The 12,262-nt window shown below is 69.4% G+C and carries 12 protein-coding genes; 7 read left to right on the top strand and 5 right to left on the bottom strand.

The genetic code is table 11. The annotated features are described in order from the left end of the window. Positions 1 to 2 precede the first annotated feature (2 nt). A complete protein-coding gene (locus HUA76_RS11000; RefSeq protein WP_174460796.1) occupies positions 3 to 1,361 on the top strand; it encodes a phosphoenolpyruvate kinase in 1,359 nt (452 codons plus the stop codon). A 30-nt stretch (positions 1,362 to 1,391) separates the two neighbouring features. On the opposite strand, the gene HUA76_RS10995 is transcribed toward HUA76_RS11000, so the two are convergent. The 5 genes from HUA76_RS10995 to HUA76_RS10975 all read right to left on the bottom strand — a co-directional run bounded on the left by HUA76_RS10995 (position 1,392) and on the right by HUA76_RS10975 (position 7,041). Beyond that, positions 1,392 to 2,507: a zinc ribbon domain-containing protein gene (locus HUA76_RS10995; protein WP_174460795.1), complete on the bottom strand. Its 1,116-nt coding sequence runs from the start codon at positions 2,505 to 2,507 to the stop codon at positions 1,392 to 1,394. Between the two features lie 11 nt (positions 2,508 to 2,518). Continuing rightward, positions 2,519 to 3,586: a DUF2804 domain-containing protein gene (locus HUA76_RS10990; protein ID WP_174454026.1), complete on the bottom strand. Its 1,068-nt coding sequence runs from the start codon at positions 3,584 to 3,586 to the stop codon at positions 2,519 to 2,521. 95 nt (positions 3,587 to 3,681) lie between these two features. Further along, positions 3,682 to 4,851, bottom strand: coding sequence for an ABC transporter permease (locus HUA76_RS10985; protein ID WP_174454025.1), 1,170 nt, complete (start codon positions 4,849 to 4,851; stop codon positions 3,682 to 3,684). Beyond that, positions 4,848 to 5,582: an ATP-binding cassette domain-containing protein gene (locus tag HUA76_RS10980; RefSeq protein WP_174454024.1), complete on the bottom strand. Its 735-nt coding sequence runs from the start codon at positions 5,580 to 5,582 to the stop codon at positions 4,848 to 4,850. Before HUA76_RS10980 ends, HUA76_RS10985 begins: the two co-directional genes overlap by 4 nt. 13 nt (positions 5,583 to 5,595) lie before the next feature. Continuing rightward, positions 5,596 to 7,041 (bottom strand): alpha/beta hydrolase, encoded by a 1,446-nt coding sequence (locus tag HUA76_RS10975; protein ID WP_254614130.1) that lies wholly within the window; start codon positions 7,039 to 7,041, stop codon positions 5,596 to 5,598. A gap of 174 nt (positions 7,042 to 7,215) precedes the next feature. Here HUA76_RS10975 and HUA76_RS10970 point away from each other — a divergent pair, with 174 nt between their 5' ends. From HUA76_RS10970 to HUA76_RS10945, 6 genes are all read left to right on the top strand, one after another. After that, on the top strand, positions 7,216 to 8,058 hold the full coding sequence (locus HUA76_RS10970) for an LEA type 2 family protein (RefSeq protein ID WP_141642143.1): 843 nt from the start codon (positions 7,216 to 7,218) through the stop codon (positions 8,056 to 8,058). A 94-nt stretch (positions 8,059 to 8,152) separates the two neighbouring features. Next, the gene (panD, locus tag HUA76_RS10965) at positions 8,153 to 8,545 is read left to right on the top strand and encodes an aspartate 1-decarboxylase (protein WP_141642144.1); all 393 of its coding nucleotides are present in this window, start codon (positions 8,153 to 8,155) and stop codon (positions 8,543 to 8,545) included. A 102-nt stretch (positions 8,546 to 8,647) separates the two neighbouring features. Next, the gene (locus HUA76_RS10960; RefSeq protein ID WP_141642145.1) at positions 8,648 to 9,091 is read left to right on the top strand and encodes a hypothetical protein; all 444 of its coding nucleotides are present in this window, start codon (positions 8,648 to 8,650) and stop codon (positions 9,089 to 9,091) included. 38 nt (positions 9,092 to 9,129) lie between these two features. Next, positions 9,130 to 9,759: an EcsC family protein gene (locus tag HUA76_RS10955; protein WP_174454022.1), complete on the top strand. Its 630-nt coding sequence runs from the start codon at positions 9,130 to 9,132 to the stop codon at positions 9,757 to 9,759. A 188-nt stretch (positions 9,760 to 9,947) separates the two neighbouring features. Next, on the top strand, positions 9,948 to 10,517 hold the full coding sequence (locus tag HUA76_RS10950) for a MarR family winged helix-turn-helix transcriptional regulator (RefSeq protein WP_141642147.1): 570 nt from the start codon (positions 9,948 to 9,950) through the stop codon (positions 10,515 to 10,517). Positions 10,518 to 10,586: 69 nt separating this feature from the next. Then, entirely contained in the window at positions 10,587 to 12,038 is a 1,452-nt protein-coding gene (locus HUA76_RS10945; protein WP_174460793.1) for a sulfatase-like hydrolase/transferase, read from the top strand. Positions 12,039 to 12,262 lie beyond the last annotated feature (224 nt).

The following is a 12,262-nucleotide window of genomic DNA, read 5'->3' as shown; positions in this document are numbered from 1 at the left end:
CGATGAAGACCACCCTGACGCCCGCAAGCCTCTCCAGCGCGCGCGAGTCCCTCCGGCGGGCCAACGCCGAGCTCGCGCGCGAGTACCCGGGGGAGTCCCCCCGTCGCCAGCCGGTGCACGTCGTGTACGGCGGCGCCCACCTCTTCCGCGCGGAGGCGGCGCGGAAGCTGGGGGACCTCGCCCTGGGGGCCATGAAGACCTACGCGCCGGACGCGGCGGAGCTGGCCCACGGCTTGGGCCTTCCCCAGCGCGGGCGCTTCGCCCAGCGCGTCTACGAGCGGGTGCTGGACAAGCTCGGAAGCGAGCCGGTGGAGGACTACCGCATCGACTTCGAGGACGGCTATGGCCACCGTCCCGACGAGGAGGAGGACTCGCACGCCGTCGCCGCCGCCCAGGAGATGGCGCGGGGACTGGCCCAGGGCTCGCTGCCGCCGTACGTGGGCATCCGGGTGAAGTCCTTCACCGAGGAGCTGTTCGAGCGGGCCTCTCGCACCCTGGACCTCTTCGTCACCACGCTCCTGGAGCACAGCGGCGGAAAGCTGCCGCCGTCGTTCGTCGTCACCCTGCCCAAGGTCTCCGTGCCCGAGCAGGTGGCGGCGCTCGCCCGCATCCTGGAAGTGCTGGAGACGGAGCACGGCCTGACGCGCGGCGCGCTCGGGCTGGAGCTGATGGTGGAGACGCCCCAGGCCCTCTTCAACAAAGAGGGGAGCCTGCACCTGCCGGCGCTGGTGGCCGCGGGCGAGGGGCGCTGCTCCAGCGTGCACCTGGGGCTGTATGACTACACCGCCGCGCTCAGCGTCAGCGCCCACGTGCAGAGCATGCTGCACCCCGCCTGCGACTTCCTGCGGGATTTGGTGCAGGTCTGCCTCGCGGGCACCGGCATCCAGCTGGCCGACGGCGCGACGAACGTGATGCCCGTGCCGCCGAACAAGAAGCAGGGCGACATGCCGCTGCTGCCCACGCAGTTGCGTGAGAACAGCGAGGCGGTGCAGCGGGTGTGGCAGCTGTCCTATCGCCACATCCGTCACTCGCTGGAGCGCGGGTGGTATCAGGGCTGGGACTTGCACCCCGCGCAGCTGCCCGTGCGCTACGCGGCCGTGTATGCCTTCTTCCTGGAGGGCCTGGACACCGCCACCCGGCGCCTCAAGGCCTTCATGGAGAAGGCGGCCCAGGCGACGCTGGTGGGTGACGTGTTCGACGACGCGGCGACGGGCCAGGGCCTGCTCAACTTCTTCCTCCGGGGCCTGAGCTGCGGCGCGCTCAGCCAGGACGAAGCGCTGGCCACCGGCCTCACGCTGGAGGAGCTGCGAAGCCGCTCCTTCCGCGCCATCGTCGAGTCACGTCGCGCCCGGGTCTCGTAGCGGGCGCGCTCCTTTTCCGCCGAGGGTGACTCAGCTCTCGGCGGAACCCGGGCCCGGCGGCGCGTCCTCGCCCCCTGGAGGTGCGTCGCCTGCTCCGCTGCTCGCCGCGCGGTGCGCGCGCACCAGGGCCACGTCGATGGCCACCGCGCCGAGCAGGAAGAGGAGCGGGCCCGCGTGCAATCCCAGACCGAGCAGTCCCCACAGGGTGACGACGCCGGCCAGGAGGTACGGGAGCATGGGCGGCACGGCGTCACGGGCACGCGGCACGGCGGCCAGCAGCCCCAGGGACATGAGGGCCAGGACGATGAGCGGCGCGCCGGGCCGGGCGCGTCCCGACTTCGCGAAGAAGGAGGACGTGTTGGTGAGGCCGGGCTTCCACGTGTACCTGCTGTCCGTATACGTGTGGCCCGTGGAGCGGCCGGTGTTGTCCACCTCGTACACGAGCTTGTCGTCGTAGCCGTAGCCGCCCAGGGACGTGGACGAGCGCATCCCCGTGCCCCAGGAGAACAGCAGCGACACCGCGCACACGGCGGCGCCCGCGCACACCCAGCGCTTCAGTCGCGAGGCCTCGGGTGAAGGCCGCAGCTCGGGTGCCGAGGCGGAGGACGCCTGGAACACGCGCCACTGCACATACCCCAGCACGACAGCGGCCCCCACCCAGACGAGCGGCACCAGTCCGAAGCCCAGGGACAGGAACGCGAAGGTGACGGCCAGCGCGGTGAAGAGCGGCAGGAAGGCGGCGTGCGAGGCCACCTGGGCGAGCTTCTCCAGCGGCGGGGGAACGGGGCGGCCCGCGGCGCTCCACTCACGGGCACCGAGCAGGATGCTGCCCGCGAGCATCGTCACGGACCACGGCAGGCCAATGCTCCCGCCAATGATGGGAAGCCCCGGCAGGAGCACGGCGGCGGCGACCAGCCCCGAGCCGAGCAACGGAAGCGAGCCGCCCGGCAGCCGCTCACGCAGACGAGGGTCCTCCAGAATCGACTGCACGGCGCGGCCCGCGGACTCGGCGGTGCGCCGGGCGGACTCGGCGGTGTCCTCGGAGAACAGCGGCTTGTCGAAGGAAGGCTTGACGTCCCGGCCACAGTGGGGACACGCGGCGATGCGCGCTTCGGGAAGTGGCTGACCGCAGTGCGGGCAGGACATGGGGGACACGTTCACCACAGCATGTCCTGGTCCTCGGTGACGCCGGGGACGTTGGAGAGCTGGAGCGTCTGGCCGCCCACCGTCACCGTGCCCTCGAAGAAGCCCACGGGCTGGGCGAAGTGGCTGATGATGAGGCGCAGGTTGCGCTCCTCGCGGTGGACGTAGAAGGGCTGGAAGCGCAGGTCCACCGCGCCGTCCACCGTCGTCAGCCGCCACGGCGCGAGCAGGTCCTTCGTGTCGTATTCGAAGCGCGCGCGGGCCAGCGGGTACAGCCGGTCTCCCAGCCACAGCGCGTTCTCATTGGCCTCGGTGTTGCTCTCGTTGAAGCCCTCGACGAGGTTGAGGCCCACGGGCGTGCCATCCGCCAGCCGGCCCGCGGCGAAGGCCCAGCGCCACGCCGTATGCCGCGCCAGGTAGCCCTGCGTGTAGTCGATGCCGCCCACGCCCCCGTCCAGCCGGAAGCGCTTGCCGCCCGCCTCCAGGCTGCCAAAGGACAACAGGCCGTTGCGCTTCATCGTGACATTCACGAGCCCGTCACCCTGCACGGGCGCAATCACCGTCAGCGCGGGAGGGCCACCCGCGACGAGCAATTCGCCTGCCCACTGGAAGGTGTTGAGGCTGCCGGTGCGCACGCGGCTGACGTCCACCTCCACCTGGTAGCGCTCGTCCGTCTCGCCCCGGCGGATGGCCAGCTTGCCGCCCAGCGTCCTGAAGGAAGCGGACAGTCCCGCGCCGGGCTTGTCGCCCAGCGACAGCATGGGGCCCGGCGCGCCCAGGAAGCTCACGTCACACAAGGGCTTGCGCGCGGCCAGGTCGAGCGCCACCGCGAAGGCACTGGACGAGTAGCCCAGGTCCACCACCGCGAAGAGCGCGGCCACCTCCTGCGTCGCCACGAAGGTGTAGTGCCACCGCTTGCGCTTGAGCAGCCGGGTGGCGCGGGCCGGAGCCCACCGTCCCAGCAGCTTGGGCAGGTCCACTTCGGGCAACTCACCCTGGTATGTGCCAAATCGGGGCTCACCTTGCGAGGTGGCCACGGAGGCCGGCGCCAGGGGCAGGAGGGCTTCTCTCTCGGGCGTCATCCGCGCCCATTGGAAGCCAACCGCCGGCCGAAGTCACCCAGGCTCGACGACCCGGGGCGCCAACCGACGCCTCGGCGACACTGTCGGTGGGCCTCTCAGCTCCGGCCGAAGACGATGCGCTCCTGGGAGAGCAGCCCCGTGGTGACACGCAGGGACACCAGCGTCACCACGACACAGGAAGCCGCGGCGATGAGGAAGGGCAGTGGCCCCAGCACCTCGCCGCGCAGGACCTCGCTCGCCAGCAACTGCTGGCCCACCACAGGGACGGCGAACATCCACAACTTCGTCTGCATGGGCGACAGCATCAACATCATGCCCGGCAACATGGGCACCACCATCAACATGGACTGGTACATCTGCGCTTCCTTGAAGGAGCGCGCATAGGTGGCCACCCACATCTGCAGGGCGGAGACGGCCAGCGCCAGTGGCAGCATGGCCGCGGCCATGCCCAGGGTGGCGGGGGCGTCGAAGTTGGCCCTCACGCCCAGGTCCTCCAGCGGGACATGGCGCACCACCACGATAAAGCACGCCAGCGACGCCACCACGGTGACCCCCGCCATGGCGACGGTGGCGAGCCACTTGCCAGTGACCAGGGCACCGTGCGGCACGGGGTTGAGCAGCAAGGGCTCCAGCGAACCCCGCTCGCGCTCACCCGCCATGGTGTCACTCGCCAGCTGCATGCCTCCTCCGAAGGCGGCCATCACCAGGAAGAAGGGCAGCATGTTGAGCACCATGGCGGCGGTGCGCTCCGGCGTGGACAGGTCCAGCTCCTCCACGCGCACCGGCATCGCCAGCTCCGGCGCCATGCCGCGCGCATACAACCGCTGGTCGCCCACGTGCCGCGAGTACCCCTGCAGCAGCCGCTGCGCCCGCTGCACCGACCGCTGGGCGGACTGGCGCGAGCTGTCCATGATGAGATTCACATCCGCGGTGCGCCCGGAGGAGAAGTCCCGGCCGTAGTCCTGGGGCACCAACAGCACCACGTCCAGCGAGCCCGCGCGGATGCGCTCCTCATAGTCCTCCGGGGCGTCCTTGAGCGTCACACCCAGGCGACCCAGGAAGGCCATCAGGCTGGGGGCATGCTCGCGCCCCACCACGGGCAACTCCAGGGGCTTGTCCTTCCTCCAGGAGGCCATCACGTTGATCAACACCAGGAAGAGGAGCGGAGCCAGCAACGCCCACAGCAGGGAGGTGGATGCCGTCCTCCGGTCCCGCAGGTAATCCCTCAGCTCCTTGCGAAAGACAGTGCCAATCAGGCGCCTCATTGCATCAACCCCTGCTCACTGCCGATGGTCGCGACGAAGGCCTCTTCCAGGCTGTCCTTGCCGGTGCTCGCGCGCAGGGCATCCGGCGTGCCCTCCGCCACCACGCGGCCATGCGCCACCACGACGATGCGCTCACACAGCGCGGCGACCTCCTGCATGATGTGACTGGAGAAGACGACGCAGCGCCCCTCGTCCTTCAGTCGCCGCAACAGCGTGCGCACCGCGCGGGTGCTCATGACATCCAGGCCGTTGGTCGGCTCGTCCAGCAGCACGTTGCGAGGCCCATGTACCAGCGCACGCGCCAGCGCCACCTTCACCCGCTCGCCCTGGCTGAAGCCCTCCGCGCGCCGGTCCGCGAGTTCCTTCATGTCCAGCAGGTCCACCAGCTCGTCCACGCGCTTGTCCAACGCGGCGCCAGACAGCCCATGCAGCTCGCCGTAGTAGCGCGCGTGCTCGCGGGCGGTGAGGCGCGGATAGAGGCCCCGCGCATCCGGCAGCACCCCCAGCACACGCCGGGCGTCCTCTGGACGGGCCGTCACGTCCACGCCGTCCACCGTCGCGGTGCCCCGGTCCGGGCGCACCAGCGTGTAGAGCATGCGCAGCGTCGTCGTCTTCCCGGCGCCGTTGGGACCCAGGAGGCCGGTAATCATCCCGTCCTCGGCGGTGAAGGACACGTCCTCCACGGCCGTCACCTTCCCGAAGCGCTTGTGCAGGTTCGTGGCTCGTATCATCGACGCTGCGTCCTCAGGGCACGGGGCCGGCGAAAGAGGTGAAGAAGGGGGGCCGCGAGAGACTCCCGCCGCACGAGGGCTTCAGGCCCTCCACGTTGCCCTTGGCCACGAACTCCACCATCAGCGAGCGGGCACAGTCGGCAACCAGCGCGTTGTGGCCCACCCCGGGCACCACGACGTGGAGACCGTGCTTCAACGTGCGCTTCGCCTCCTCCCCCCAGGCAGGCGGCGTCACCGGATCCAGCTCTCCGGACAACAGCAGCGTGGGCACGTCCGACACCACCGCGTCGCGGTAGCCCGAAGGCAGCGTCGCGCGGGGCCAGCCCTCGCACGCGGCCATCATCTCCAGGCCCATCAGCGCGCCGAACCAGGTGCCTTTCGCCTCGCGCTCCACATCCTCCTTGGTGAAGAAGGGCGCGTCCTCCGCGCAGATGACGGCGAACTGGAGTCCCCGGCTCATCGTCCGGTCCAGGGTGTCGCCGCCCCCCAGGCTCAGCGCGACGAAGGGCGCCCAGTCCTCCCGCGTCACCCGGTCCAACATCAGCGGCACCAGCGAGCCTCCCTCCGCGGAGTAGAGCTGCATCAGCAGCGCCCCCAGGAAGGCCTGTTGCGTCAGGACGACGTCCTCCTGCACACCGGTGCGCGGATGCGGCACCCGCACACGCACCGGGGCCTCCGCCAGCTTCGCCAGCAACGCCTCCGTGCGGGCGCGCAGCTTGGGAAAGGTCTTCTCGCAGACCGCGTCCTGCTCGCAGTGGGACAGCAGCAACTCCAGCGCGCGCTGACCGTCGCGCGGCATGTACAGGGGCAGGTACAGCCCCATGGGCGCCACGCCGTCGAGGATGGCCGTGCGCACCCGCTCCGGAAACTGGCGCATGTACACCAGCGCCGCGCGCGTCCCGTAGGAGACGCCCCAGAGGTTGACCTTTTCGTAGCCCAGCGCCGCGCGCACCTCGTCCAGGTCCGCCATCGCGATGGGCGTGGTGTACTGGCGCACGTCCGCCTCCCACCGCTCGCGACACGCGTGGAGGCGTCGCGGGACGTCGCCTTCGTCGAAGAGTGCTGACAGCCCCTCCTCCTTCTGACGGAGCTCGCAGTCGAGCAGGCTCGAGTCGCCCGTGCCCCGCTGGTCCACCAGCACGATGTCGCGGTGGCGGCGGATGCGCTCCACGGCCAACAGCATCTCCGCCGTCCGCGTGGCCGACTGCCCGGGGCCGCCCGCCAGGTACACCAGGGGGTCTGGCTGGGGCTGGGCCGCCAGGGCGGGCACCACGGCGACCCGCAGGGACAGCTTGCGGCCCGACTTCGCCTCGCGGTTCTCGAAGACCTCGTACGTCCCGCATTGGGCCTGGAGCGACAGGCCCTCCAGCCGGCAGGGCTTCAGCTCCAGCTTGCGCCCCTGGGAGGGCGAGCTTCCCTGCGAGCAGGCGGCCAACGCCACCATCGCGAACCCGAGCATCCAGGCGCGCCAGGCTCCACGCCAGACAAGGGAGGGAATGTGGGTCCAGACACCAGGCACAGGCGTCTCCATGTATGGTGCGGCGGCCCCACGCATAGCACCCGTGCTGTTCGCGGTACACCCCTCGCCAACGCCGTGAATGCCCGCCGCGAGGGGCCGTCTGGTGATACGCCCATGCCCACGATGAAACGCGCCGTCCTCGTCCTGGCCGCTCTTGCCCTCACCACGTTCAGCGGCTGCGCCTCTCTGCAGAAGACGCTGAAGGGGGTCTTCAAGAAACCCACCCTCACCTTCAAGACGGCGCGGCTCTCCAGCGCGTCGCTCTCCGACGCCACCGTCGACCTCGTCTACGAGGTGAACAACCCCAACGGCTTCGGACTGGAGCTGGCGAGCATCGACTACTCCTTCTTCGTCGAGGGAAAGCAGGTGGTGGCCGGCAAGCCCAAGAAGGGCCTGGACCTCAAGGCCAACGGCAGGAGCGAGCTGGTCTTCCCCGCCAACGTGAGGTTCGCGGACATCGCCCCCGTCGTCGAAACCTTCCTCAACAAGGACCGCGCCGCCTACAAGGCCCAGGGCAGCGTCGGCGTGCAGACGCCCATCGGCGTGCTGAACTTCCCGCTCGAGAAGGAAGGCACCTTCGACGTGCCCAAGATTCCGCAGGTGTCCTTCCAGCCGCCCCGCATCACCAACATCGGACTCACCAGCGCCACGGTGGAGTTCCCGCTCTCCATCACCAACCGCAACAGCTTCCCCCTGCCCGTCGCCGGCATCACCGGCGCGCTCAAGGTCGCCGGGGCGGATGTGGGCACGCTGTCCACCGGCAACCTGGGCATGCTCGACGGCAGTGGGACGAAGCAGGTGACACTGCCGCTCACCATCCACTTCGCGCGGGCGGCCTCCGCGGCCATGGCCCTGCGCTCGGGCGGCAACGCCAAGCTGAGCCTGGATGGCAAGTTGACCTCGGACGCCCAGTCCGTGCCGCTCAACCTGAGCCAGCTCGTCAACATCGTGAAATAACGCCCGTCCGGGCAGCAAGCGGGCGGGAGGCAACCTCGTGGTTGTCCCAGGGCGCCCTTGCCGTTACGGTTGGGCGCCCTTTGGGACACACGCCATGCGCCGCATCCTCTTCAAGTCCAAGATTCACCGCGCGACGGTGACGCAGGCCGACCTGGATTACGAAGGCTCGGTCACCATCGACCAGAACCTGCTCCGCGCGGCGGACATCATCGCCAACGAGAAGGTCGCCATCTGGAACGTCACCCAGGGCACGCGTCTGGAGACGTATGCCCTGGAGGGCGAGCCCGGCAGCGGAGTCATCTGCATCAACGGCGCCGCGGCCCACCTCAACAAGCCGGGGGACCTGGTCATCATCGCCACCTTCGCGGAGGTGGAGGAGTCCGAGGCCCGCGCCTGGAAGCCCACCGTCGTCTTCGTCGATGCGAAGAACCGCATCGTCCCCGGACAGACGGAAGAGATTCCGGGGCCGGCTCGCCGCCTCGCCTGAACCGGCGGTCCAGGCCCTCCGCCGGCTTTCCCCTCCGCGCGCCTTTTGCCATGCTCCGCCCACCTTTAGAGGGGGGCCCATGGCCCCGGAGGAATCACCACGATGAGGCGGATGTGGGTGGGAGCCAGCGTGCTCGCGCTGGGACTCTCCGGTTGTTCCGCAGTGGGCTCTTTCCGGCCCAACCCCAATGACGAGGATCCGCTCTACGGAGCCATCCCCGTCGTCAAGGCGCCCCTCCAGGCGCGCTGTGTGGCGCACGGGAAGTCCTCGGTGCGCTCCAGCTGCGACGAGGCGCTCTACCTGGCCACGGAGTACACCCGGCGACTGTCCGTGGGTGACGAAGTCTGCCTGGAGGGTGGCTACGGCGAGGAGCCGGGTTATGCCTGCAAGGCGCGCGCGGCCGTCATCGACACGTCCCCCAACCAGATAAAGCTCGAGGTGCGAGGAGCCAAGCCGGACTCGCGCTGGTTCAACGTGGAGATGCGGCACGCCTGGTACGAAGAAGGCGCGCTGGTGGACCTCTACCTCGCCGAGCGGGGTTATTAGAGGACGCGGGAAACCCACCCCCTGGAGGAGCGTCGACAATGGGCTTCTACGACAGCGTGGCCGAGCGGCTGGCCTTCATGAAGAAGCTGACCCCGGCGGAGCTCAAGAAGCTCGGCTCGGCTCGGCTGTCGGACATCGTCCTCCAGGAGACGAAGCGTGCCCGGGTGCGGGTGGCGGAGCTGGAGAAGCGCTACCCCCGCGCGGAGGTGAAGGAGCTGGCGCAGCGCCTCATTGACGAGAAGAAGAACCTGGCCAGCATGGTGGGCGGAGTCAGCGGCGTCTTCGGACTCATCGCCCTGCCGGCGGACCTGCTGTTCATGGCCTATCTGCAGATCATCCTGCTCACCGACCTGGCCACGCTCTACAAGGTCAACCTCAAGACGGAGCGCGCGCGCGGGGAGATGCTCGACCTGTTCGGCTACGCCAACGGATTGGGGCCCATCCAACGCTCCAGCCCCAAGGTGTTGGGGAAGCTCGCCGCGCTGATGTTGGAGAAGGGCGGCCTGCACACGCTGGGGCGCGCCATGCCGCTGGTGGCCGCGCCGATTACGGCCTACTTCAACAACCAGCACATCCAGCGCGTGGGTGAGCAGGCCGTGCGCTTCTACGAGGGCTTCGACAAGGCCCACGCCAAGGCCAAGGCCCACCGCCCCCAGCAGACGGGCTGACGGCCACACGCGGTGAGGATCCACGGGGGCCTGGTGACGGGCGCCCCGATTAATTCAACGGGTCCGATATGCCCTTTTCACCCCTTCGTTCCCGTTCCCAGGCGGGGCGAAAGCCCCCATCCATGGCGGGCGACCGATGAACCCCCAAGGCCGGACGGGGGCGGCGCCCGAAAGGCGGAGGCACGAAGATGTCCGAGCTTTCGGCGGAAGTGCGTGTGCAGGTGGCGCGGTTGCGGAACCTGGTCATCGACGTGGCGCGCTGCGGCGCCCTCAGCAGCCCTCTGGGCGCCCTGCCTCACCAGGAGCTGGACCCCATGGAGGTACAGGCCATCTGGTGGCTGAAGGCGGAGAGCCTACTGCCCGTCAACGTGCTCGCCGACCGCCTGGGTGGTATCGCCCTGCCCCGTCTGAGCCGGCTGTTGGACCGCCTGGAGGACGCCAAGCTCGTCCAACGTGAGCGCTCGGTGCGGCATGATCGCCGCCGCGTGCGCGTGCGCCTCACCGAGCAGGGCCGCGCCCTGGCGGAGCGCGCGGACACGGTGGTGCAGGAGCGCATGGCGCGCCTCCTGATGCCGCTGGGTGGAGAGCAGCGCAGCGCGCTGATGGACCTGCTCGAGGGCTGGGTGGAAGCGCTGGGCTGCTGGAACCGCGCGGAGGAGATTGCCGCCGAGGAGACCGACGCGGACGGCACGCGCGCCACGCCTCACCCCCGGCTCACCGCCGTGGAGGACGTAGGCGTCACCGCCAACGCGGCCTGACGGTTCGCGTCCCGGCGTGGAGGAACATCGCGGAGTACGCTGGAGGCCCTCGTCGTCCTGGAGTGGCCCATGCGACTCGGCAACGCCTCCACGCCGCCCAACCTGCTCATCATCCTGACGGACCAGCAGCGCCAGTTCCGTCACTGGCCCAAGGGCTGGGCGGAGCAGCACCTGCCCTCGTTCCAGCGCCTCGCGCGCACCGGGCTGAGCTTCGAGCGGGCCTTCACCAACACCTGCATGTGTTCGCCCAGTCGGGCCACGCTGTGGACGAGCCTCTTCCCCGCGCAAACCGGCGTCGTCGACACGGGTGAGCAGTCCCTGCCTCCCGACATCACCACGCTGGCCCAGGTGATGGCGAAGGCGGGCTACCAGGTGGGCTACCGGGGCAAGTGGCACCTGGGCAATCCTCCTCCGACGCACGGCTTCGGGCCCTGGGATGGACCGGACGCGGGCACGTCCCTGCAAGCAGGGAGCACGCAGGGCGCGGGCGGCTACAACAACGACGCGCGCTACCTGGGCACCGTCACCGGCGCCTCGGAGAATCCTCCGGGCACCCCACTCAATGGGCCCAGCATGCTCGACTTCCTCGAGCGCGTGGACCCGAGCGTGCCGTTCTGCCTCGTCGCCTCGTTCGTCAATCCGCATGACGTCTACGTCGCGCCGTTCAACTACGAGGCCGCGGGCTACAACCCCACCGACTGGGAGTCACTGCCCCAGCAGCCCCCGGCGTCGTGGAACGAGGACCTGTCCACGAAGCCCTCGGTGCAGTCCTGGTTCCAGTCGAGCGCGCAGAACTGGAATGTCCCCACCTGGAGCGACGCCGAGCGGACGAGCTACGCGCGCTTCTATGCGTACCTCCAGACGCTCGTCGACCAGGACATCACGACGCTGCTCCAGGCGCTGGAGCGCCGCGGCCTCACCGACAACACCCTCGTCGTCCGACTCGCCGACCACGGGGAGATGGGGCTGTCCCACGGGCTCGTCGAGAAGACCTTCAACGCCTACGACGAAACCATCAACGTCCCGCTCATCATCTCCAACCCCGTGCTGTTCCCCTCGGGCGTGGTGACGAAGGAGCTGGTCAGCCACATCGACCTGCTGCCCACGCTGGCCTCGGTGGCCGGCGTGCTGGGGGACTTCCAGGGCCAGTTCAAGGGCATCGACCTGTCGCCGCTGTTCACCGCGCCCACGACATCCCTCCAGGACTCCATCCACTTCACCTTCGATGACACGGCGCTGGCCCAGGGCATGCCCGCGACGACGCCCGGCCACATTCGCGCGCTGCGCACGAAGCAGTGGTTGTACGCCGCGTACTTCACGCAGGACGGCTCCGCTTTCGAGTACGAGCTGTATGACCTGGACGCGGACCCCGATGAGCTGACGAACCTCGCCAACCCTCGGAACATCACCCCGGACAGCAAGCGCCAACTCCTGAAGCTGAATGAGCACCTCATCCGGGCGATGAAGACGAACGGAACCACGCCTCCCGGCTTCACCTGGCCCAAGCAGCCCGTCGTCTGACACGGAAGTGATGTGACTCCGGGCTTCGGATAAGCCCGTCGAGTCGACTCCGGACCGAGCGCTCTTCCTCCGCGGAGAGCGCCCTCCGCCACGCCATCCGCTGTGAGGCCGACGCCGCGACGTGCGCCCGGCCCCCGGACGCGCCGCACCGTCCCCATGGGCGCACCCGACCCCGGGTAGGCGCGAGGACCGACCCATAAATGCAACTTGATTACTTTTAGATA

This window comes from Myxococcus sp. CA056 (assembly GCF_013336715.1).
GTDB classification, from domain to species: Bacteria; Myxococcota; Myxococcia; order Myxococcales; family Myxococcaceae; genus Myxococcus; species Myxococcus llanfairpwllgwyngyllgogerychwyrndrobwllllantysiliogogogochensis.
The sequence above is the reverse complement of the archived record's forward strand: the minus strand, read 5'-3'. Positions and strand labels throughout refer to the sequence as shown.